The 22,614-nt window shown below is 43.6% G+C and carries 18 protein-coding genes; 9 read left to right on the forward strand and 9 right to left on the reverse strand.

All coding sequences use genetic code 11. The features are described from left to right. Positions 1 to 6: 6 nt before the first annotated feature. The 8 genes from DZK30_RS19125 to DZK30_RS19170 all read left to right on the forward strand — a co-directional run bounded on the left by DZK30_RS19125 (position 7) and on the right by DZK30_RS19170 (position 12,003). Entirely contained in the window at positions 7 to 4,335 is a 4,329-nt protein-coding gene (locus DZK30_RS19125; protein ID WP_205529502.1) for a DUF6443 domain-containing protein, read from the forward strand. Between the two features lies 1 nt (position 4,336). Then, positions 4,337 to 4,963 (forward strand): hypothetical protein, encoded by a 627-nt coding sequence (locus DZK30_RS19130; RefSeq protein ID WP_118975788.1) that lies wholly within the window; start codon positions 4,337 to 4,339, stop codon positions 4,961 to 4,963. A 115-nt stretch (positions 4,964 to 5,078) separates the two neighbouring features. After that, on the forward strand, positions 5,079 to 5,648 hold the full coding sequence (locus tag DZK30_RS19135) for a hypothetical protein (RefSeq protein WP_118975789.1): 570 nt from the start codon (positions 5,079 to 5,081) through the stop codon (positions 5,646 to 5,648). Positions 5,649 to 6,136: 488 nt separating this feature from the next. Then, positions 6,137 to 7,036, forward strand: a complete 900-nt coding sequence (locus tag DZK30_RS19140; protein WP_118975790.1) for a hypothetical protein — start codon at positions 6,137 to 6,139, stop codon at positions 7,034 to 7,036. Positions 7,037 to 7,048: 12 nt separating this feature from the next. Further along, complete coding sequence (locus DZK30_RS19145) at positions 7,049 to 8,005, forward strand: hypothetical protein (protein WP_205529503.1); 957 nt, start codon at positions 7,049 to 7,051, stop codon at positions 8,003 to 8,005. A gap of 647 nt (positions 8,006 to 8,652) precedes the next feature. Further along, positions 8,653 to 9,816 carry a hypothetical protein gene (locus DZK30_RS19155; protein WP_118975793.1) on the forward strand — a complete coding sequence of 388 codons (1,164 nt, stop codon included), beginning with the start codon at positions 8,653 to 8,655 and terminating at the stop codon, positions 9,814 to 9,816. An 85-nt stretch (positions 9,817 to 9,901) separates the two neighbouring features. Then, entirely contained in the window at positions 9,902 to 10,669 is a 768-nt protein-coding gene (locus tag DZK30_RS19160; RefSeq protein WP_118975794.1) for a metallophosphoesterase, read from the forward strand. 656 nt (positions 10,670 to 11,325) lie between these two features. Then, on the forward strand, positions 11,326 to 12,003 hold the full coding sequence (locus DZK30_RS19170) for a hypothetical protein (RefSeq protein ID WP_118975796.1): 678 nt from the start codon (positions 11,326 to 11,328) through the stop codon (positions 12,001 to 12,003). A gap of 54 nt (positions 12,004 to 12,057) precedes the next feature. Here the strand turns inward: DZK30_RS19170 and DZK30_RS19175 are convergent, their stop codons facing one another. The 9 genes from DZK30_RS19175 to DZK30_RS19210 form a co-directional block, all read right to left on the reverse strand. Then, the gene (locus tag DZK30_RS19175) at positions 12,058 to 14,724 is read right to left on the reverse strand and encodes a carboxypeptidase-like regulatory domain-containing protein (RefSeq protein WP_118975797.1); all 2,667 of its coding nucleotides are present in this window, start codon (positions 14,722 to 14,724) and stop codon (positions 12,058 to 12,060) included. 5 nt (positions 14,725 to 14,729) lie between these two features. Beyond that, positions 14,730 to 15,539: a GLPGLI family protein gene (locus DZK30_RS19180; RefSeq protein ID WP_118975798.1), complete on the reverse strand. Its 810-nt coding sequence runs from the start codon at positions 15,537 to 15,539 to the stop codon at positions 14,730 to 14,732. A 28-nt stretch (positions 15,540 to 15,567) separates the two neighbouring features. After that, a complete protein-coding gene (locus tag DZK30_RS19185) occupies positions 15,568 to 15,831 on the reverse strand; it encodes a hypothetical protein (RefSeq protein ID WP_118975799.1) in 264 nt (87 codons plus the stop codon). A gap of 121 nt (positions 15,832 to 15,952) precedes the next feature. Then, entirely contained in the window at positions 15,953 to 16,246 is a 294-nt protein-coding gene (locus DZK30_RS25980; RefSeq protein ID WP_162903250.1) for a hypothetical protein, read from the reverse strand. Positions 16,247 to 16,403: 157 nt separating this feature from the next. After that, positions 16,404 to 16,916, reverse strand: a complete 513-nt coding sequence (locus DZK30_RS19190; protein ID WP_118975800.1) for a hypothetical protein — start codon at positions 16,914 to 16,916, stop codon at positions 16,404 to 16,406. Between the two features lie 344 nt (positions 16,917 to 17,260). Then, positions 17,261 to 18,400 carry a site-specific integrase gene (locus tag DZK30_RS19195; protein ID WP_118975801.1) on the reverse strand — a complete coding sequence of 380 codons (1,140 nt, stop codon included), beginning with the start codon at positions 18,398 to 18,400 and terminating at the stop codon, positions 17,261 to 17,263. Further along, entirely contained in the window at positions 18,375 to 19,229 is an 855-nt protein-coding gene (locus DZK30_RS19200; RefSeq protein ID WP_118975802.1) for a helix-turn-helix transcriptional regulator, read from the reverse strand. Before DZK30_RS19200 ends, DZK30_RS19195 begins: the two co-directional genes overlap by 26 nt. A gap of 253 nt (positions 19,230 to 19,482) precedes the next feature. After that, on the reverse strand, positions 19,483 to 20,868 hold the full coding sequence (gene mnmE, locus DZK30_RS19205; protein WP_118975803.1) for a tRNA uridine-5-carboxymethylaminomethyl(34) synthesis GTPase MnmE: 1,386 nt from the start codon (positions 20,866 to 20,868) through the stop codon (positions 19,483 to 19,485). A 50-nt stretch (positions 20,869 to 20,918) separates the two neighbouring features. After that, complete coding sequence (locus DZK30_RS19210; RefSeq protein ID WP_118975804.1) at positions 20,919 to 21,620, reverse strand: phosphodiester glycosidase family protein; 702 nt, start codon at positions 21,618 to 21,620, stop codon at positions 20,919 to 20,921. 112 nt (positions 21,621 to 21,732) lie between these two features. On the opposite strand from DZK30_RS19210, the gene DZK30_RS19215 reads away from it, so the two are divergent. Next, positions 21,733 to 22,584: an N-acetylglucosamine kinase gene (locus DZK30_RS19215; protein ID WP_118975805.1), complete on the forward strand. Its 852-nt coding sequence runs from the start codon at positions 21,733 to 21,735 to the stop codon at positions 22,582 to 22,584. Positions 22,585 to 22,614: the final 30 nt, after the last annotated feature.

Genomic DNA, 22,614 nt, shown 5'->3' on the forward strand with positions numbered 1-22,614 from the left:
TTATCCATGAAATCAGCTATAAATATTACGCGCCTTGTACTGCTTACTTTATTGACCGGGCCCTTAGCGGCAACGGCCCAGCAGCTAAGCGATCCTACGACCAATATACCGCAGACGCCCGTCAGCAACTCCGGACCGGTGACCTATCCTTACCTGCACGACGAACCGGCAGACCGGCTGTACAATGCGGTTACGACACAGGCACCTTATGTGCCGGTCAAGAGCTGGCCGCCGCCCGCAGAGGCCTACCAGCAAAGTAAGGAGCTGGTCGATGGCCTGGGCCGCCCGTTGCAGACCGTCTTACGGAAAGCCCATGCCACCGGTGCCGATATCGTACAGCCGCATGTTTACGATGAATTGGGCCGGGAGCAGTACCAATACCTGCCCTACACCAGGCAGCCTTTTCTGTCAGATGGTATAGCAGATCATGTAGCTTACTACAACCTGAGTAATTTTTACAATGGTGCAGGAGAGCCACCTTATAGCCGGGTAGAAACCGAAAGTTCTCCATTGAACAGGGTTTTGCGAAAGTCTGCGCCGGGCGCCGGCTGGGTAGGCGCCGGAAGAGGAATCCGCCACGAATACCGCTTTAACGAAGCCAATGAGATCAGGCTGTGGACTATCGGTAACGCAGCAACCGATCTGCCCGTCTCCAATGGCTTTTATAATGCCGGGGAGATCAGCATCGTAACAACTACCGACGAAGACGGGAAGTTCGGCATTGAATATAAAGACAAGGAAGGCCGGATCGTACTGAAGAAAGTGTACATGTACGACAACCATCAGCCGCAGACGGCCCATAATGGCTACGCCTGTACCTATTATGTCTATGATGACATGCAACGGCTGCGCTATATGATCCCGCCGATGGCTGTGGAACAACATACTGAATCGGGCAATACCTGGAGCATCTCTGCTGCTGTAGCGGACGGTCTTTGCTATAGCTATTTGTACGATGCCCGTGGCCGTAGGGTAGAGAAAAAGACACCGGGAAAAGAAGTGGAATACTATATCTATGATAAACGAGACCGATTGGTTCTCTACCAGGATGGTAATCTTAGGGCGAAGCAAAATTGGACCTTCCATACTTATGATGCCCTGGACCGGGAACTATCGAGTGGCTTGATGGTGGGCAGCCTAGGTCGTGGGCAGACCGCCGATTATATAGACAACAATACCACCTGGCCCAATACCGATCTGCTGTACTACCTTAAGACATATGACCTTTACCAAGTCTATCCACCAGAGAATCTTGCCGGCTGCATCCTGTTGCGTTATACCTATTATGATGAATATGGCAAGCTGTCTGGTTTCAACTTCGATGCAGGTCAATTCACGGGGCAAGTACCCGTGGGTGATCCGAAGATCGTATATCCTAAAATTGCTTCGACGACTAAGGGCTCGGTAACAGGCACCATGCAAAAAATAATAACATCTGATAATAGTGTAGGCGATTGGTTGACGACGGTCAATTATTACGATGACAAGGGCCGCCTGCTGCAATCACAAGCGCAAAACAGTAAAGGCGGCCTGGACATCAGCTCCAATATTTATTATTTCCAGGGTGCGCTCTGGCGCAATATCCTACGGCATGAGCAGCCCAATGCGAAGCCGGTAGCCGGCGCTACAGATGGCGCGCATACCCAGATCAAACTCATCACCACCTCCGACCGCAATATGGGCAGCAATGGCGGAACGCAGTTGATACAGATCACGCAGCAGATCGACGGCGGTATCGAATATACCCTGGCCGGCTATTCTTACGATCATATGGGCCGCCTGGTCACCAAGCAGACGCCTGCAGGTAATACCCTGCAGGAGTATAATGTACGTGGCTTCCTCAACCATATCGATGTGGCCAATGCCAATAACGATCCGGACAGCACGCACTTATTCGAAGAAAACTTATACTATGATCAGGGGTTTGGCAACCGGCTGTTTAACGGCAATATAGCAGGCATTACCTGGCGCAAGGCCGGCAATAATGCACCTGTAGAGGCTTACGGTTACAGCTACGATAACCTGAACCGGCTCAGCCATGCCGAATACCGGCAAAAAAACACCCTGAACCAATGGTCCCATGCTGCCTACGATTATACCGCCTCCGGCATCGATTACGATGCCAATGGCAATATCCTGCACATGAACCAGCGGGGCATCGATCCGCCGGGGATCAATACCCCGATCGACATGGACCAGCTGACCTATACCTATGCGCCGGCTAGCAATCGTCTGGTGAAAGTGCAGGATGCAGTGGCGCCATCTGCAACAATGTCGCTGCCCGATTTCAAAGACAATGCCAACTCGGCCCAGGAGTACAGCTACGACCCCAACGGCAATATGCTCACCGATGCCAATAAAGGTATCAACAACCCAATTACCTATAACTATCTGAACAAGCCGTCATTTATAGTACTTCCACAGGGTGAAATTGGCTATTACAGTGACGCTTCCGGAGTTCGCATCCAAAAAAGACTCAAGACCTATAGCACGGGTATGAAGGATATATATGATTATATTGGTAACTTCGTCTACAAGAATGACACCCTTCAATACATAACAAATAGTGAAGGAAGAGCTAGACCAGTTGTCAATAGCACGGGACAGACAAAGTTTGTTTACGATTATTTTGTAAAAGATCACCTGGGCAATGTGCGCAGCACGGTTAATGCAACACCCATCGATGAAATTTACCTGGCCCGGCACGAAATAGCCCTGGCCGGTATAGAACAAATGGTCTTTGACAATATACCCGCCGTGCGCGACAGCAAACCCGGAAGTAACGATCCCGAAGACCGTATGGCCGCCAAATTGAACGGCAGCGATAAAAAGGTAGGAACGGCTATTATGCTGAAGACCATGCCCGGTGACCGCTTTATCGTTAAATCGGATGCCTTTTATGAAGGTGGCTTCAAGCCCAACGGCGATAGCGGACCGGAGGCGATGGTGGAATCATTAATGAGCGCTTTATTAGGCGGCAATACCTACGCCGGTGTGCCCATCGCAGAACTGCCCGAAAATGTACGGATCGTTAAAAATGCTTTGTCAAATCCTTCGCTGATCGGTCAGCTCAATAAACTGTCTGCCAACGATGATCCGGAGCGTCCGAAGGCGCATTTAAATGTGCTGTTCTTTGATAAGAAGCTACAGCTGGTAGAGCGGGGAAGCAGCGTTACTCAGGTACCTTCCGGCGGAATTAACGGCTGGAATACTTTTGGACCAATACCTGAATTCAATGGCCCCCCAGATATTGGTGTAGTGAGCAATGGGGAGGGTTATGTATTGGTATATGTCGATAACCAGAGCATCGGCAAAGATGTATGGTTTGACAACATCATGATCGAGCACTATACTGGCAAAATATTAGAAGAAGACCATTATTATCCGCATGGACTTGCAGTGAATATAGACCGGGATTTAAATCACAAAGATCAGCCGTTTAAGTATAATGGTAAAGAACTGGAAAAACACTTTGGACTTGAAATGTATGATTACGGTGCAAGGATGCAAGACCCTCAATTGGGCGTTTGGCATGCTATTGATCCAATGGCTGAGAAATTTCCGTACGAATCACCATTTGTATATGCGGGTAATAATCCTGTAAGAAATATAGACCTTGGTGGTAATCTAAAACTAACGTATGATGCAGCGGAGCTTAGGCGGTTGGGTGTAGCTCAAAGTGACCTAAATACCTTTAGAACTATTGTAGCAAACGTTGGAAATATGCTCCACGACAATCCTCAGGCTTTAGACGTAATGTCAAAGACCACAGGTTTAAGTCCGGGTACCATCTTAAATGATCTAAAGCCTGGTAATGGTCCTGATGTAAATTTGACGGAGTATCTTCCAGGGGCTAGAGGGGGCAAGAGTGGTATCGTAATCGATTCAAAAATGGTAACGTACTTATCAAAAGTTCCAGTTGGTTCGGATGAATACAATAATCAGCTTTTAGGATTAGGGACAACCTTATTACATGAGTACGATCATTATGGTGATCAAACTACTAATGGAGGAAATACAGGTAACTTCAATGTATCAACCACTACTGATGCTAAAGGCAACACCAAAACAGAAAGAAAAGTAGCCAAGGATTCGAAGGAAGCAGGTACACAATACTATAAAACTTCACTAACTGGAGAACGTGGACATGACGTCGATGTTTATGGATTTGGCGTTAATGTTACATCTCGTCGAGAGAATGGGAAATTTGATATTACTCCTGCTGCGAACAACAAGTATCCAACACTGAATCAAACAAATGTTCCACAAATTCCTACTGAGATTCCGTCAAACGTAAAAAACAACAATATTTCACACACCTTAGGATTGGACTAATATGAGAAACCAAATTTTTAGCTTTTTAGCTATTGTATTCGCACTGACGCCGCAACTGTGCTTTTGTCAAGAGGAGACCAAGATATGGTCTGCGGCAGCGACTGCTATTTATAATAGACAATCGCATATTGTTTACTCAAAGGTAAATGAACCAATAGATCCGACTGTCTCCACAGAATCAATTGAAAAAATCAAGGCAAATGACCCATTTATAATGCGCATAAAACGAAAGCCCGAAAAGAACACGCAAGGCATGGCAAAGATAATAACCTCTGAAATGCTCAAAAAGAATAGAACGGAAACAAAGTTCTATTTACCTAACCAAGAAACAAGCATCATAAAAATAGACACGTCAAATATTGACTTCTGTTTTGAATATGATGATAGTGCAACTGAAACTGAATTAAATAAGAAAAGGTCCTGCGATAAATATCCAACAGCAGAGATATCAACGAAATTGCTTTCGATGTCCCAAATCATGTATTCCAAAGACAAGACAAAGGCCGTCTTATGGGGTGACTTCATATCGATTAATTATGATAAACAAGATGAAATTTGGGGCATGCTGCTTCGTAGAAATCGAGGTAAATGGACAGTTGTAGAATTAGTATTTGAGCCTTCACGCTAGTCCTAATGGTATAGTTAACAAAGTGGACTTATCACTTTTGAGCAAAAAATTTGTTCAATAGCTATCCTCAGTAATCATTTTACTTCCAAGGTCTACAATAGCACCTGATATAAACATGAAACGGTTTTTGTGTTCTGCCATTATCGTTCTGATGTGCATCTCAAATGTCAACTCTCAAAAATTTGAGCAGAGTTTGTTTAGACAGTTGTGTAATAAGCTAATTGAGGAGAATAAGGCTTTTATTCTAAGAAAGGAACTAGTAGGTACGGAGCTGCTGACAGATCCTATAAGCGGCGAACAAACAATTGCGTATGGTCCCGCATCAAAAGCCCTTGATAAATTTAAATGTTTATCAAAACAACAACAAGTTGATATATTGTCAGCTACTGATTTACCAATATTTCCGCTGAAAGATACATTCATCATTTTCGATCCAAACAACTTCTTTACGACTGGAATACATTATAAATCAGAGGAGGTGTTTTTCCTAACAGATGATCAAGCGAACAAAAAAAGTCAATCGAAAAGCTTCCAGCTATATCAAATTGGCACAAGGGACAACAGTCTTATTCTTTCTTTTCCATCTTCGCAAAGTGATGAATTCTATAATTTCCAATTTGGGTTAAAAGCCCAGGACATCTCTGTTAAATTAACTAGGGTCGACAAAGCGCGTCTCAAAGAATAACTAAAACAAGCCGGCGCAGTATTACTGTGCCGGCTTTTTAAAACACACCCTCAGATACTACAAAGGTTTGAAATGCAACCAGCGTTATTAGTTGCAAAAAAAATGCGGGAAGCATCTATCATTCCTACAATGGAAAAATCTTTCCTTATCTCCATTTGATTTTCCATTATTCGATAGTCTCGGTGTAACTAAGAATAAAAAGGAAATTCTATCTCCCATCATATCGTGCGATTTTAAATTTCTAAGATAACGCAGTTAGCCGAATGGCTCTTGGAACAGCCGTTGCATCTCTAAAGGAAATTTAAGTTGGCGGTAAATATGTAGAAATCAAAAGCGCATTTTGTTGAATGTTCGGTTTTAGATTTTTGCGAATTTATTTAAATGGTACTCTTTTTGTTCAAAAGTTATAGCAAAGATTATCCATTTAGTTAACTGTAAGGATGACCTATACCAAATAGGGCTATCACAAATTGCCAGAGAAAAAATGTATGAATTCAAATGACGAGAAAGACTTTTTAAAGAGATTACTGAAATCAATAGAAAAGAGTTTTAGCAGCCGACAATATGATCCGGATTATGTCCAATTTTTAGAAGCAAGTGAAACCTCTTTTATCAGAATGAATAAAGAAGAGTTCACCACGACTTTCGAAGAATTTGGTGAAACATTTACGACCACTTTTGATGTACTCGGAATACTGGAAAACGTAGGTAGCTTGCATATAGAAGCGGCCATACTTCATTTCCAGAAGCGACAAGACCAACATAGTTTTGACCAGCTGATCAACAGCTATTACTATTTCATTTTGCTTCAGCTTCGGGCACAACGTGAACAGCTGCTTGCCAGCGCCGTGTTCCTGCCGGATATAGTGTTATCGATGCTACTCTCTGCCCTTTACTTTCCCCAAGATTTTCCTACGCTTGCTGACTACTTTAGTTTGTACAAGCAACAGGAGAAGGAACTATCTCCAAATTTAGCCGGTCGCAGCGCGGTCTATACACATTTGTTTCCGCTATATTCTTTTGTCGTAGAAAAAACCAATATAAACGACATTAATACTATTGCATCAGTAAGCACCAGCCCAGCGGCTAATATCTATCAGGCCGCTATGGATCATGTATTTTCAAGTGATGAAGACACCGTTTGCAATTGGGTAAATGATATGGTTGCATTTCATATTGCAGGGAGCAAAGATGACTGGACTTTGCCCTTTAATAATCTGATCTGGCAATATTTCCCTGTCGAAATATTGTCGTTGTTGACATTAAGAGCAAAAAATGGTTTGTCAAACAATTTTATAAACAATCCCTTGATTAAAACCTTTATACCATTTATAGATCAGCAATTTGAGCTTTCCGAAAAGAGCCAGCTGCTAAGGTCCAGAGTTTAATAGAGAACCGTTATGATAAAACAGGCAGCAACCATCATATTGTCAATGGCATTTACGATGTGCAAAGGACAAACCAACAACGGGGAAAATCAATTGGCCTCATTGTATAAGCAGGTCAGGTTTCGGGATCGGGCAGTAGAATATCGCACAAATATCGAGGTGGGCGCCTGCAATTTCGAGCTCCTGATCAATGATGTGCCGGTAGAACAATATTTCGGGGATGCCGAAGGCACAGTAAATACCAGTGTTCCAATAAATGACGCCATTTTGCAGACAGGCGCTCAGCACTGGAAGCTGATCGTTTATCCTGGCGAGCGGAAGGGCAAGCAACTCGAAGAGCTCTCGCCAAATGTGCTGATCGATATCGAGATCGAGAAAATAACAAAGGGCGGCAGCCAACAGGAAGCAGGCGCGGTAAAAAAGCTGGTAACTACGTCGCTTGTTAAAAGGGATGGCAGGGAGGTGTTTGCGGATGCCGGCAAAAGGATAGTTGTCTATGAAGGTTCCTTTCCTGCGTCGGTGCCATATAACATACCGGGTTGGACAAAAGGGCAGGATCTGCAAAAGGAAGATTCCCTGGCCTTGCAGCGTGAGGTATTGGCCTACTATCAAAAGTATGCCGGCTTTTATAACGAGAAAAACGTCGAAGGTATCTATTCGGCAGTCTTAGCCAAAGAACGGGAACGTGCACAGTACTTTTTCCTGGACGCCGAAGGATGTAAGGAAACTATAAAGGATTATAAAGAATTTCTGAGTTTTCCTTCGCCAAATGTCCTGCCTGTTGAGCACTACCGGATGCGGTTTTATGGCAACGGAAAGATCGTGGCTCTTGAGCGTACTGATCCACCCAATAAAGGCGAACCCGTAACACGTATAGAATATAAAGACAAAAACGGCAAGACGGTTACCGAATTTATGTACTGCTACCTGATGCGCAATGCTTCAGGCCAACTTGAAATGATCCGATGAGTGTAGCAAGTAACAAAACACAATGGCAGAATTATGCAACATGTATTGGAACTTTTGCAATGCTAATAGCTTGCCTTACTTTTTTGCTTCCTTCGTGCGGTTCAGACCATACTAAGTTCATACCGACAACTGTCAGTAACTATTATCTGATTCAGAACCCACCTAAAGATAAAAGGGCTTTAATACAGAAAATTGCAGCCTTTATACAGGACAAGAGAAAAAAGGGAAACTACCGATCGGATAGTTATTTCTACCAATACTCACGAAATACGGCCTATTTTATCAGACACAAACCAGACCCAGGTGGACACTTCAGTGAAGATTTCGATTTTTATGAGCAGGATAAGGTCGCATCGTTTGGCTTAATGCCCTGCCCGAACGATTCTCTCAAGCAGATAGGATTGCTCCGCTTTTTTAATAATTGGGGTAATTATTATCAGCCTGACACTTTGTTTAATGGATGTGATACTAATTTTTAACGATGACTAGCTTTACCCCTCAAAAAAGAAATTTATGTTCATTATTAATAAGATGCCTCGTCAGATCTCGTAAACTGCATTTTTATGCTAAAACAAAAATTATGGCTTTTGGCGGACCAGTATAAGGAGGTACGAACATTACTTCAAAAACAATAGAATCGGAGAAAGATGTACGGACAAACAGGAACATTGAGTAAAGTGTATAATAGTCTATTTACACAAGCTTTGGGGACGAAACTACGGGTGATCGTATACTTGTTTTTTCTAAGCAGCAACACTTTTGCACAAACTGTCTTTTCGGTGCATCCCGCGCTTACTATACCACTGAAGGATGGTTATACGCTCGTATTTTTAGAAAAAGAGCAAAAGGCCAATTTATACCGACAGCCCAGGATAAATGCTGAGGGCCTTGTAAGAAAAATTAAGGGCTATGATGATAACAACTTTTCATCATCACGGGTAAAGATCTCACCTGACGGTGCTTACCTCGTTATGGAGAATATCATCAAAGGGTATGTTCATCCATCGCAAACGGATAGCTTACTTCATGAAAATTATGGTTGTGTTATTATCGATCTAAAGAAAGCCGAAGTTGTACATTATCTTCAATCTGATTGCGATGGTGCCTGGAACAAGAACAACGAATGGGTAAGTAACAGCGCAATTGTTTACAGGGGTAACGATACTATAAATGCAGATCGGCAGTTGCCAAGGCTCAGTAGTAACAATATGGCATCCTGGTTAAACAGCCTTAAGTTAACCCCATCAGGACACACGGGATCGAACCTGATATTAAGAGATTTTCCGGTCAACTGGTCTGTTTCCACTTACGATAAAAAGAAAGAAATAACTGCCTCCAATACCCGGTATATCGATAGTTTAAATTATTTGCTGCATAAGGCTGTCAATTCACCTAACCGAAAATATTTCCGTGCTGACAATGCGCTAAGGGCAAAGATCATTCCTACCGTTTTCAAAGAAAATTTTGTCCTGTCAGATTCGACTGTTTTCGGTGTGTTATTGTTGCGGCGCGGCGTTAATAGCCTCTACTCTATCACTACAGCCGGTAAGGTGCCTTGTAAAAGTTGTGAAAACGACCAATACAGGACTATGGAAATCTGGATTTCTGTTTCGCGCAACAAGATTGTCGGTCAAGTACTGGTGGCTTATGACGACGGCGATGATATATTGAGGCGGATGCGGTATTATTACTTTGATCAAAAACATGGTCTACTGCTAAAAGACTTCATCATACGTGAACTGTCTATCAGTTATAAAAATCAAGAGCAATGGCAGATAGATGCTGCAAACCGGGTGACAAAATTGAAGTGACATCCCTCGCGTAGCTGCATCCATTTTTGCATTCATTTTAATCTGCCGTGCAAGTTTTGTAAATTAGCGGGAAGAAAATTTGTGTATGAGAGAGTTTGTAATGGGCGATATTCATGGTGCTCATAAGGCTATGGTTCAATGTCTGGAAAGATCTGGATTTGATTTCGAAAATGACTTATTGATACAAGTTGGAGATATCGTAGACGGGTATCCTGAAGCATTCGAATGCGTAGAAGAATTACTTAAGGTAAAAAACTTGATAGCGATCAAAGGCAATCACGATGACTGGTTTTGCGAATTTAACCAGACTGATTTTCATCCTCGTTATTGGACTTACGGAGGTAAGGGAACGCTAATTTCCTACCTTAAAATTGCAGGAAAGGAAGGCATATACTTTGCGTCCGGCAGCGGCTTCAAAACCGCTCTCGTCGCAAGCGATATTCCGTACAGTCACAAGAAATTATTTAGCGAACAACAGCCATACCACATTGATAAGAAAAAGCGCTGCTTTGTGCATGGTGGCTTTAAGCGGCATATTCCATTTGCGCAGCAAGAGCCTACGGATTTTTATTGGGACCGAACACTTTGGACCGATGCTTTGAAAAGTAAAGAAAATGGCGTCAAAAGCGAGGCCTTTGAAATCGCAACCAAGTTTAAAGAAATTTACGTAGGGCACACCCCAACTACAAAACTTGGTAAGGACAAGCCACTCAAAAAATACAATATTATCAATATGGACACTGGTGCAGGTCATCAGGGTAGGCTGACAATTATGGATATCAACTCAAAAGAATTTTGGCAGTCCGATCCCGTGTCTACTCTATATCCTGAAAATTACCGGGATAGTGCATAATCCCTATCGACAGAAGCTCTGCCCCTGACCTTATCCCGCGTTTGTTCGTTTCTTTTCTCAGGCAATCAATGGGCCATTCAACCCCACTGAATCACATAGTCCCTACAGGACCTATTTGCTATTCGTGAGCGTTGCTTACTTTTTCCCGCAAGATCTGGCACTGCCCCCAACCCCTGGTGCGTGTTCAACCTGAACTGTCTTTTTTTCAAACTTCCCGCGAAACTACGATCTGGCGCCGAGCCGCCGAAAGTCTGAGTCGACCTGAAGGGGCCGCCTCGCCTTCGGTTTTAGAAAAAAAATCTCCACCGTTCTTATTCCGCCCCTAGTGAAAATTGGGCGGAGACCGGTCGTATTTTTTTTCAAAAAACTTTCTCTGGCCTCTGCCAGCTCGTTTCCTTTTCTCGGTTTGAAAAGGCAGTCCAGCTCATTTTCAAGCCCCACAATGACCGGGGGCATAGTAGTCGAGTTCCCGCAGTGGCAAAAACCGGGCAGATTGGCTCCCTGAACAGCAAATAGCTCAGTAAGCGCCCGACATCGGAGACAGCGGATTGGTTGACTTGTCCCAATTGTTCGCTACCCGAGTAAAAAGGGCGTCTGCCGGTATGCTTCCGGTACCGATGAGGCCAGGCAGGCCGAAACGCTAAACAATCAATGCTATGAACGAAATGGAAGAATTCTCGATGAAAGCAATGCAGGAGTATTGCGACAAACTTTCCGAAGACGGCAAAAAACTTTCCGTCTATTGGAAAGCTGAAGAAGAGGACGGCGATCTGTGGGTTTTAATCGATGACGAAGAGATAAATGATCCAAGCCCTATCGAATTGGATATTCTAAGAGTAGTAGAATTTGCACTTGGATATGGTAACAAGAGAGACAGCTACTTAACCGAAGGTACGGTCATCTATGACCCGGATAAAAAATGCTTTTTCGGCACCGACAATTATTGTTTACCAAAATGGAGTGAAGTTGAGTGTTCCGTAGACATCTGTTTTCCTAGAGGTCTTTGGTTCAATAGCATTACTATATCCGTGAGTGGAGAAAGAGATTGCAACATTGAGGTAAGTGTGTCAATGTTTATTACTCATGCAAAGATCCCTAAATCCTTTGAATTGGTACGGTCATTAAATGAAGAGCAACTTGCTAAGGTATTCTCTGAAAAGTTATCGATTACTGAGAATTATTATAGGATTTCGGAATCGATTGATATCCCCAAAACATCCTTTAAGGTTATCGATAGCCTGCAGTGCTACACAATCAAAAAATTGACGTACGAGTATAGGAAATTTGAGACAAGGGAGATGTACATTCCAATAACAGAGAATCCGAACTCATAAGAACAAAGAAGGGGAAGCTAAAGCTTCCCCTTCTTTGAAACTATTCATCATAGGTTACAAGTTAAATGTTGCCGTTAAAAGAATGATTCTGCCCGGGAGCTGGTAGGTGCTTGAGGTAAAACTATTGGAAGACAGCATAAGCACATTGTAGCTTTTGACATTGAAAATATTCGCCCCGCTTAATTCCAGATCTAATTTTGAACCACTGATCTGATACCGGATGCTGGCATCCACAAAGTTGTAGTTCACATTCGAACCGCCCCTTTGTGAAGCATGCCGGTAATCATCCGATAAGGCCAGGTAAATATTTGTTGCAGGGATATATTCTAAGGTCGCTGACTGCTGAAAAATATTGATCCTTGTTTTACTGGCATCCGTTTTAAGCTTGCTGTTTATATTATTGTAGGCGCCCTTATAGGTGAAGTTTAGCCGCTCGGAAATTTTAGTATCGGTATTGAACGAAACCGACGGGATCGTAGTGACATAAGGCAGTAAGTTATTATTTTGAAACAGGTTTGTCTGTAGGATCTGATAAGATAGTGTACTGGATACCGTTGACCGCAGGCCGTAAATGTATTTACTTATTCTCCCATTGAAGAAGTATTCGTTGGTCGCATTATTGTAGGGAAGCGTCACCGTCCTGCTGAACGTATTGGTTAAGATGCTGTTGAAGATAGAATTGGCATTTGTATGTTTGAAGTTGGCGGAAACCGTCACAAAAAGCAATTTGACGGCACGCCTGAAATTAAAGGCAACATTGGCATTGTGTATCTTTTGCTCGTTCAGATTGGCATTGTTGGCTTGCAGTGACCGGTAATCGGTCAGTACCAGGCCCCGGTAATTGTCTTCAACGGTCCCGAACTCATTCTTATAAGAATAGTTCAGCGTGAAGTTATTTTCATTACCCGACGCCACCTTCAGGTACAGATCGGGAGCCACAAACAGCCGATTGACGGTGTTACTAAAACTAAATCCTTTGTCGCTGTAGGCGACGCTCTGGTAATTGAGGGGAACTTTTAAGTTGACCTGAATGCGGTCGCCAATATAGTCATACATTCCCTCGAAGTACACTTTACTCTTGGTCCACATTAAATTATTGATACTGCTGTCTATGGCCGGTAGCTGCTGCCCATCAACCTGCGTTCCAAAGAGCGTAGACTTTAACCTTTGCGACTGCAGGTAGTAACCGGCCTTATAACTTTGCTTGATCGTCCCTTCCAGAAACCTGACCGATACATAGGCATTTTGGGAGAATGTCGGGATCTCGGTTTGTTGGGTGATGCTGGCATAGGGAATATTGCTGTTGAAAATCGCCGGCGCGATACCGGGTTCTATGATCCTTTTTTCCGGCTCTTTATAACTATTGATAAACGAATAAAACTCGATTACCTGTTTTGATTTTAAGGTCGTCATCAAATTGAACTCGTTTGAAAAGTCATACACATTATCGTAGTACTTTTGACTAAGACCTGCCCCATTGCTCAGCAAGTTCGAGTAGTTGCTATTGAGTGTCGTATTCAGTATCAGGTCATTTTTTATATAGGACTTGTCTCTATTATCCAGGAAGGTCACCTGCGCATGCATAATATCGGGACGCAGGCGATTACTTTGTTTCTCGGTATAATGAATGGTATCTCCCGGCAGATAAATTTCTTTGCTGCTGCTATACTCCTGCCTCTGAAAGTCCCTCAGATAATAAACGTTTGCCTTTATCTGCCTGGTCGGACTGAGATTTACCAGGTTGTTCAGGTTGATGATTGCCGATCGGTTAAACAAATACCTTTCTAGTGGTAGTTCCGGCTTTTGAATCGTTCCTAAAGAAAGTAGATTGTGGGGCTTCGAGTTGAATGTTTGGTTGAGGTAATCCAAATAGTTGTGCGAAATGATATCGCTTTGCAGATCATAGCTCGTATTGTTGGCCTTGAGGTTATCTATTGCCTTGAATTTCTTTTTTAATAGCAGCGCGTTGAGATCGGCATAGTAGTTCCCAGGCAAACCACCCCCTACGGTTTCCTGGCCGACAATATTTACTTTGGCGGAATCCTTTATCGTCAGGTTCAGGGCCGTGTTCCTGCTCACCACCTTATTGCGCAGCATCTTGATAGGCTGGTTATTTTGCAATACCTGAACCCTATCAACAACCCCGTTGGGAATTGACCTTGTGGCAATGTTGTACTTATCGTCCAGTACATCGTCGCCATCAATAAAGAGGTTGGAAATGGCCTTCCCATTATAAAATATTTTGCCCTCTTTGGACATCTCGATACCCGGCAGTTTTCTGATCACGTCTCCGATCACCCTGTCACCTTTGGCCGAAAAGTCCGCCACCTTATAACTTAGGGTATCACCGCGGACTTTTAGTTTAGGCCGGTCGTCCTTTATCGTTACGGTTTTAAGCGCCGTCGTGTTGGGACGCAAAATGAGCAGGTAGTCGTGTTTATCGGGGAGAAGGGGAATGCTCATTTTGGTATAACCAACCGAGCTGGCTTCGATACGGTATTGCCTACCTGCAATGTGGGGAATGTTTCTAAAGGTGAACGCACCCGATTCGTTGGACACCGTATAGCTCACCATCTGACTACCGTCCATGATATAAACCGAAATAGAAGCCAGTGCTGTATTTGTAGTGTCTTTTACGATGCCCTGAATGGTCTGTGCATAAACAGGACTTAAGAAGGCCACAAAAAGAACACAGGCGCAAATATGCCTGATATAGCTCATCACAATTACTTCACTAATTCCAGCGGGTTATTCGGGGCTGGTTTACGCACATATGGAGCGGGCAGTTTTATATTGGTAACACCAGGCATCGAAGCCTTTATATAGGCTGTAGGATTGCTTAAAAACAATTCCCTCATTTTCAGATATTCCGGCTTGGTCGTTACCACGAGTCCCGGGTCATGGTCAATAACAACGGGTGGGTTAACATTGCTTTCATAAGCGACCAATTGAAATTCCACCTGTTTTTTTGTGTCATAGGCCTGCAGGATAAGCCCAGGCAAACCGTTCAGTTTCCAGGGCCCGGCCCGGAAGGGAATGTCCTTACAAAACCAAACAATATAAGTTCTGCCTTTCCAATCGCCGGTAGCTTTTTGACACAGTTGACCTTTTATTGTGGCGGTGTCTGGCGCAATATGCCATTCTATTGTTGGATACTCAATAGGGTAGATATACTTGTTGACCAGGAAGTCCTGCTGAAAGGCTTTGTGGGTGTCATTCTCCAGATAAAGTACCGTATGGCTGCCGTTATTGGCAACAGGCGATCCGGCACCCGTAGCTTTTGATTTGAATTTTGCCAATATTGTTGAATCGCTTTTCATGCGGTCAATGCTCCGGTAGATGGTAGACGTTTTTCCCAGCAGCAGTACCATATTGTCGGTGACGGCATAGTTAAGGTTCAGCGTGTCTGGAATATGAGAGAAGCTATAGTATGCTTTGGCAAGAACGGGTTCTTTTTTTTGGGCATACAAATTCGGTATGCTGCATAAAAGGAATGCAGTAAAAATTGTAATGCGGAAAGTAGCGTGCAGTTTCATAACTATATAAATCAATTCTGGTATAGGTTTAATTGTTTTCTGGTATAGTACAAATGACGTAATCGAACGCGGTTGAAAAAATTAAAAACTGGGCATCTGACATCTTATAATTTGTAGTCATAAAGACGGTTTGGCCGCAGGTAGTCATAAACGCGTAGTAATAATTTTGCGGAAGCTGGAATTTTTTAAGTTTAGAAATTGTCGCAAGTTTAGCGTCAATTTTATGTGGGGTAGCAAAGGCCGAAGTTGCAAACGCAACTGTTACGACCAATAGTATTAGTAGTTTTTTCATGTTTTTTAATGTTAAGGTTTATTGACGTTTTTCTCCAGAATTGATTTATATAGCAATGATTTTTGCTTCAGCTCCTTAAAGGATAAGCAAATTGAAATAGCCAATCTTGCAACGTATCTTATTATTCAGCGTCAGGTATGTGGCATAATAACTCAAAAGTCGCCCACATAGCAACCCATTGTTGGGGGCTTAATTCGCCAGGCATTGTTAAAGAACCTAAGCCGCAGGAAGTAAGAAAAATATAAACGTGCGGATCTTGAAGTTTTTTAGGAGAAAGTGCATTTGTATTCGTTCCTATCTGAGTAGTCACGTATGTTGTAGGGATGGAGATCGCTGCTTGTTTATCAGCAGAACGCGCAATAGAGAAACTTACCACGCAGGTAAGTAAAACAAGTAAAGAAAATAGTTTTTTCATTTGGTCAGTGATTAAGGTGAATTGGAATTAAATTAATTAAAATGCAAAATTGGCTTTTGCAAGATACATACATATTAATATAATTTAATATACCGAAACAGGGATTATTTTATTAGTTCTACAGTTAATTTTTAAACGCATGTTACCAGCATAGCATTTACTTCTTTGTAAATTCAACGGTAAGCAGCCTATTCTTCGATAAAAAGCCTAACTTGCTACCATAGGTCCCCTCAGTCCATACACTCTGAAAATCTTTGGCAGGAATGGCTGACAATTGCGCTGCGTATTTGTGCAACCATGCTTTAGCCGGCAAACCGGACAAGCGCTCTGCAATACGCTCCACCAGGTCAAGGTGCCTTCCCTGGTTTTTGTTGTTATCGATGATGATGATGAATTTAACGGTCTTTACAGACTGTCCTGTGCCAATAAGGGCAACGGAAAACTTACCTTCCTGGTTTGCGAAATAGTGCGGCAATTGATTGATGTCTGTACCCTGTTTGAAGGATAGTGTCGGTTCAATGTCCTGGATCGCTTTAATTAATTCCGCCCGCGTAGAAGTCCCTTGAAAATGTACTTTATTATGCCTTTTAACAGAAGTTGTCGCGGTGGGTAAAATTGAGGCAGCAGAAAAGGAAATTAAAACCAATAGAGATACAAATAAGACTTTCATATAATGGTATTTAATGTGTAAACTAATGTAGTAAAAGTATTTGTATTTTCATGTAAATAGAATGCCCCTTGAAGAATATGTGATTTCAATTTCAGGAGTAGAGAACTAGGTTTTGTTATTTTTGATTTTCTTTAAACACAGGATTTGATTATCTATACTTCGTGTAAAAAAAGCTCTTTAAAACAAGCTAAAACAGGTCAAAAAAAAATGGGACCCTTGGGACCCATTTTTTTAATCATCAATTTTAATGCCTCCAAGGCTATTTTTCCATACCTTCCGTGATCCAGCAGAAGCATTTAAAGTAACACTATCAACGCAGCTTCGGGTTTGGGAAGTTGTCCCTCTCAACTTGCTTTAAGCATCAACCAACCTCCTTCTAAGTCTAGTTTAATTCTATGGGAGGCGTCTCGTTTCAGTTTATCCACAATCTTAACGTAGATCATTGTTGTCTTTATATCTTTATGCCCTAGCATCTTAGATAGTGTTACGATATCGGTTCCTAATAAAAGTTGTAGTGTCGCGAATGTATGTCTAAAACAATGGAAAGTGATATGTTTACCAATGCCTGCTTCCCTAAGCCATATAGGAAGAATTTTATTGACCCGGTGATATTTCAGTCCTTTAAATACAAGCCCCTCTTGTCGCTCACCCAAAAGCTCAAATGCCTGATCTGAAATCGGCATAAACTCCGCACTACCTGTCTTATCTATCGAAAACTGGATAAAATAATTCCCTTTAGAACCTCTCACTTCTGACCAATCGAGCGTATGGCAATCTGAGAACCTGAAACCAGTTAATGACGAATAAAGTGATGCTCTTTTGATCAGTTCCGATTCACAATGGGCATCTGCCAGTAGTTGCAGCTCATCCTGAAATAGAAACTCTCTGTGTGTATCCTGTGGGGTTAAGCTGTCAATGATTTCTCCAAGGTTCACTGGAAAAAATCCTTTTTTAAAAGCTTGTTTTAGCGTTGCTTTAAATTTGGCAAAGTAACTTACAGCGGTATTAATAGAAATGGGCTTTTTGCTTCTTCCCAAGGCGGGCGCACTTAGGAGATAATCGGCATACTCCTCGCAAAGCGTTTCATTTATCTGGGGAAATAAAATCTTCTCACCAGCAAAGTTTTTAAAATAGGCCACCGCCATTCTCCAGTTAAAACTGTTTGATTTATTTGGCCTTTTATCCCGTTCAAGTTCGAAGAACTCTACGAAATTTCCTCGCTTCATCCTTTGTGAAAGAAACGAAAACCGAAGATTCTGTACATCAATCTGCCTTATTGCTCTCTCCGTTTCAGCCAATTCAAGGGTCTCTCTGTTGTGAAATCGCTGCAGCTCTGTTTTAGGTTTAGCGTAAACAAAAACCTTTAGATAATGCTTCCTGGTTAGAATACCTGTGTCCGGGTGTGGCACCGGCGGATAAATATCTAAAAACAATGTTTCTCTGCCTTGGCTAATAGCTTTACTCCTTAATTTTACCTTGCTCACCTTTCTCCTCCTCTTTTAATGATTTTAAAACCTTGTGGACAGCTTTCTTTGAATGAAATACTTCCCGTCCTATCCTCAATTTGGGGACCTTCCTTCTGTTGAAAATCCCATATACCAATCCCCTAGCTCTTTTTAATAGCGCGGCACTTTCTTCAATAGTGTAACAGTCTTCCCTTTTAAGAGGCGTAGCGGCAAGCCTAATATTTGCTTCACGCTCTTTTTCATGACCAAGTTTTCTCGGCTTTTGTAAATCCCGATGCAGTTTATCTACCGCTGTTTTCTTAAAGAAGACTTCTTTGCCAAGCTTTAATTTGGGAACTGATTTTCTTTTCAATAGTATATAAAGATATTCCCTTGGTTTACTAAACAGAAGGATCAACTCTTCTATGGCGTAACAATCTTCGCGAACAAGATCAGTTCCATCTTTGATCTTTTTGGGGACCTTTACTATTTTATCTGGCGAATATAAGTCTGTAAAAAGTGCATAAACATCGGCGCGTAAAATCCTGGTTTTTCTAATGCCTAAATTTATCGCCCGAAGCTTGCCAGCCTCAATCATATCATAAATCGTTTGCGAACTGGTTTCAAATAATTGAGCAACATTTTTCACTTTGAGAATTTCCCGGCTACTAAGAATCTCATTTACTTTCCAATCGAAAGACTGTTTAGTTGTTGCATTATTTGAAGTTTGGATTTTACTTTCCCTTACCAATTGTTTATAGTTTCTGGAATTGCAACTGTGGCTGCAGAACCTTGTAATCGTCGTTCGTGCAACAAACGATTTTCCACAGTACTCACATTTTTTCGTTATTGAAATATTGCTGCTCATCTCTCCTCAATTTAGGTTCCCATAAGCATCTATAAGTATCAATAAGTATCGGTAAGTAAAGATGTATCACCATATCTAACACGCCTTCACTATGTTTTATTGACATTCTTCCGCTGGGGGACAAATAGGGGACAAATATATCTAAAACAGCGACAGATATCCAAATAAAAAGTGGCTGTAAATCTTATTATTTAACAGATTTACAACCACTTAAACAATTTTATTTATCGTTACTTGTCGATGTTTTGTTGCATTATTTCCCGATACAAAATTTCCCAAAAATAGTCCCTAATATATCGCGATCCACTTCCACCTGGCCGGTGATTTCGCCCAGGTAGTGGAGGCAGCGGCGCACGTCGAGGGCCATCAATTCGCCGCTGATACGGTTGTCCATACCGGCCTCTATATCTCTGAGGCTTTCGGCTACCTTGAGCAGGGCTGCATGGTGCCTGGCGTTGGTCACGATGGTGTTCTCGGTGTTGAGCTCACCTTCGCTTACCAGATTATAGAGTTGTTCTTTTAGCTGATCGACGGCTACGCGGCTTTTTGCGGAGATGAATAGAATTTCATTGGCAAGGGCTGCAAATTGCATGCGGGCTTCTTTCTCACCCTGCTCGTCGGTTTTGTTGGCGACCAGAAGATAACGCAGGCCTTCGCTGCGCAGGAGGTCACGCTGCAATATCAACTCTTCCGGCGTCGTATCCTGCACATCGAAGAGATAGATGACCACATCGGCGCTGCGCATCTTTTCCAGGCTACGCCCCACGCCTATCTGCTCAATCTCGTCGCTGATATGCTCGCGGATACCTGCTGTATCGATCAGGCGGAACAGCAGGCCTTTGATGTTGAGCACTTCTTCGATGGTATCGCGGGTAGTGCCGGCGATATTGCTTACAATAGCACGCTCCTCGTTGAGCAGGGCATTGAGCAGGGTAGACTTACCGGCGTTAGGCTTACCGATGATGGCAACGCTCACGCCATGCTTAATGGCATTGCCCAGGCCAAAGGAAAGAATAAGCTGTGTGGTGGCGGCTTCCAGCTGGTCGATGAGGTTTCGGAACTGGCTGCGGTCGGCAAACTCAACGTCTTCTTCAGCAAAGTCGAGCTCCAGCTCAATGAGCGCGGCAAAGTGGATGAGCTGCTCCCGCAGCTGTTTCAGATCGTTGGAAAAGCCACCTTTCAATTGTTTCAAGGCCGTTTGCTGTGCGGCGAAAGAGTCGGCAGCAATCAGGTCGGCTACGGCTTCGGCCTGAGCCAGATCCAGCTTGCCGTTGAGAAAGGCACGCTGGGTATATTCACCGGGCTGCGCCAGCCGGGCGCCTGCCTGTATACAGACTTCGAGAATGCGTTGCAAAATGTAGGGCGCACCATGACCGCTGATCTCTACTACATTTTCGCCGGTATAGCTGCGCGGCGCACGGTACAACGATACCACCACCTCATCAATCTCCGCGCCATCGGCAGGCGATACGATATGCCCGAAATGAAGGGTATGGCTCTGCTGCGCCGCCAGCTTCTTTCCCTTGAAGATAAGATCGGCGATCGTAATGGCGTCGCTGCCGCTAAGGCGAATAACGCCGATGGCGCCAATACCGGGCGCGGTAGCGATGGCCGCTATGGTTTGTTCGTTGGCTATCATAAAGTACAAAGGTACGCTGCCGGCGCGAAACGCCTCAGCTTACAAGCCACCTACCCTGTCACGCCTATGATGACACCAAAGTAGCCATCGGTCTGTAGCCAGCTCAGGGCAGGCAGGTAAGTGCGGGATACGAAGCCATCGAGGAAAAGCGCATTACGGCAGCCTTTGCGCCGGAAATATTCAGCAAAATCATAAAGATTCACTTCTTTTTTCGACATGGCAAACAGCATACGTCCACCAGGCAATATGCCTACACCATTGCGTACGTTCAGGTTTACAGAGCCTTTTTTAAAGGCACTGTGGATCTTACCATTGATCACGAGCATTGGGCCCGACTGCGTAGCATAGCGAATATCCTTGTCAGGCCTGAATTCGTTAGTAGTACAAACGAATCCTTTCCCGTTACTGGCAGTATAGAAGACGCCATTGGGCGCGAGGTAAAAATTACCATAACCCTTTTTGATGTTACGCGCTTTCAGGGTTTTACTATCCTGTATAAAGAGGCCCAGCGGGCTGCGATCCTCCGTATACATGCCGCCGTTCATGGCAAAGACCAACTTCTGCTTTTTTGCAGCCGTATAATCTTTCAACCGGCCCAAGCTGCCTATCACCCGGCCCTGGTCATCTTTCCAGTACAACCGTAGCTGTTGCCCCGCGGAAGGCGTAAAGCTAATCATTTCGCTATCGGCGATCTGGCCCCAGGCCAAAGAGTATTGCAGCAACAGCAGGAGCAGGATAAGGCTTCTGGACATGGGAAGTATTGTCTTCTAAAGATAAGTCAAAAGATTAACGAATTAATTTAAAGCAAACTTTTGCCCGATCAAGAAACATGCTTTACCTTTCGCTATTCAAATCATATCAACAATGTCATCCATATTAATTGCCGACAGTGGCTCCTCTAAGACTGACTGGAGCCTGATCGGGAGCAATAAACGGGTAAAACACTTCCAGACTTCCGGCCTGAACCCCTTCTTCAGAACAGAGGAAGATTGCCATCGCCTGCTGACGGAAGAGCTGAAGCTGGACCCGGCAAAAGTGTCTATCGATCGCATCGTCTTTTACGGGGCAGGCGTTAAAAACAGGAAGCAGGCGGCTTTCATCGAAAACATCCTGAAAAAACACTTCAAAGTAAAACAGGCCGAAGCACACTCAGATATGCTGGCCGCAGCGCGCGCTACCGGCGGTACGGAAAAGGGCGTATGCTGTATCCTGGGCACCGGCAGCAATTCCTGCTTCTACAACGGTAAGAAGATCATGGTCCAGAACCCTTCGCTGGGCTATATTATAGGCGACGAAGGCAGTGGCACCTACCTGGGCAAAAGGGTGCTGCAATATTTTTTTTACAATACTTTCGACGACGATCTGAGAGACGCGTTCCGTAACAAATACGGTGACGACCTGTCCGATATCCTGCACAAGGTGTATAAAGACCCGCTGGCCAATCGCTACCTGGCTTCCTTTACGCAATTCCTTATCGAGCAACGCGGGCATTACATGGTGGAGAATATCATCGAAGATGCCTTTATCGACTTTCACCAGCGCCATGTGCTGAAGTACCGTGAAAGCTGGAAATATCCCATTCACTTCATTGGCACAGTGGCTTACGAATTCCGCGATATTATCCGGTCACTGCACGAACAGTACGGACTGGAAACGGGTCATATTCTCAAAAGCCCGCAAGAGGGCCTGATCAAATACCATAAGGCGGAACTTTGATAGAATACGACCTGCACTGTAGAGACGTTG

The organism is Taibaiella koreensis (assembly GCF_003545715.1).
Classification (GTDB): Bacteria; Bacteroidota; Bacteroidia; order Chitinophagales; family Chitinophagaceae; genus Taibaiella; species Taibaiella koreensis.

What these genes read in the sequence shown, in the direction of transcription:
- DZK30_RS19215 (WP_118975805.1), top strand. Translation starts at nt 21,733, where the DNA reads ATGTCATCCATATTAATTGCCGACAGTGGCTCCTCTAAGACTGACTGG.
- DZK30_RS19140 (WP_118975790.1), top strand. Translation starts at nt 6,137, where the DNA reads ATGAATTCAAATGACGAGAAAGACTTTTTAAAGAGATTACTGAAATCA.
- DZK30_RS19180 (WP_118975798.1), bottom strand. Translation starts at nt 15,539, where the DNA reads ATGAAACTGCACGCTACTTTCCGCATTACAATTTTTACTGCATTCCTT.
- DZK30_RS19130 (WP_118975788.1), top strand. Translation starts at nt 4,337, where the DNA reads ATGAGAAACCAAATTTTTAGCTTTTTAGCTATTGTATTCGCACTGACG.
- DZK30_RS19155 (WP_118975793.1), top strand. Translation starts at nt 8,653, where the DNA reads ATGTACGGACAAACAGGAACATTGAGTAAAGTGTATAATAGTCTATTT.
- DZK30_RS19210 (WP_118975804.1), bottom strand. Translation starts at nt 21,620, where the DNA reads ATGTCCAGAAGCCTTATCCTGCTCCTGCTGTTGCTGCAATACTCTTTG.
- DZK30_RS19190 (WP_118975800.1), bottom strand. Translation starts at nt 16,916, where the DNA reads ATGAAAGTCTTATTTGTATCTCTATTGGTTTTAATTTCCTTTTCTGCT.
- DZK30_RS19185 (WP_118975799.1), bottom strand. Translation starts at nt 15,831, where the DNA reads ATGAAAAAACTACTAATACTATTGGTCGTAACAGTTGCGTTTGCAACT.
- DZK30_RS19125 (WP_205529502.1), top strand. Translation starts at nt 7, where the DNA reads ATGAAATCAGCTATAAATATTACGCGCCTTGTACTGCTTACTTTATTG.
- DZK30_RS19175 (WP_118975797.1), bottom strand. Translation starts at nt 14,724, where the DNA reads ATGAGCTATATCAGGCATATTTGCGCCTGTGTTCTTTTTGTGGCCTTC.
- DZK30_RS19170 (WP_118975796.1), top strand. Translation starts at nt 11,326, where the DNA reads ATGAACGAAATGGAAGAATTCTCGATGAAAGCAATGCAGGAGTATTGC.
- DZK30_RS19145 (WP_205529503.1), top strand. Translation starts at nt 7,049, where the DNA reads ATGATAAAACAGGCAGCAACCATCATATTGTCAATGGCATTTACGATG.
- mnmE (WP_118975803.1), bottom strand. Translation starts at nt 20,868, where the DNA reads ATGATAGCCAACGAACAAACCATAGCGGCCATCGCTACCGCGCCCGGT.
- DZK30_RS25980 (WP_162903250.1), bottom strand. Translation starts at nt 16,246, where the DNA reads ATGAAAAAACTATTTTCTTTACTTGTTTTACTTACCTGCGTGGTAAGT.
- DZK30_RS19200 (WP_118975802.1), bottom strand. Translation starts at nt 19,229, where the DNA reads ATGAGCAGCAATATTTCAATAACGAAAAAATGTGAGTACTGTGGAAAA.
- DZK30_RS19160 (WP_118975794.1), top strand. Translation starts at nt 9,902, where the DNA reads ATGAGAGAGTTTGTAATGGGCGATATTCATGGTGCTCATAAGGCTATG.
- DZK30_RS19135 (WP_118975789.1), top strand. Translation starts at nt 5,079, where the DNA reads ATGAAACGGTTTTTGTGTTCTGCCATTATCGTTCTGATGTGCATCTCA.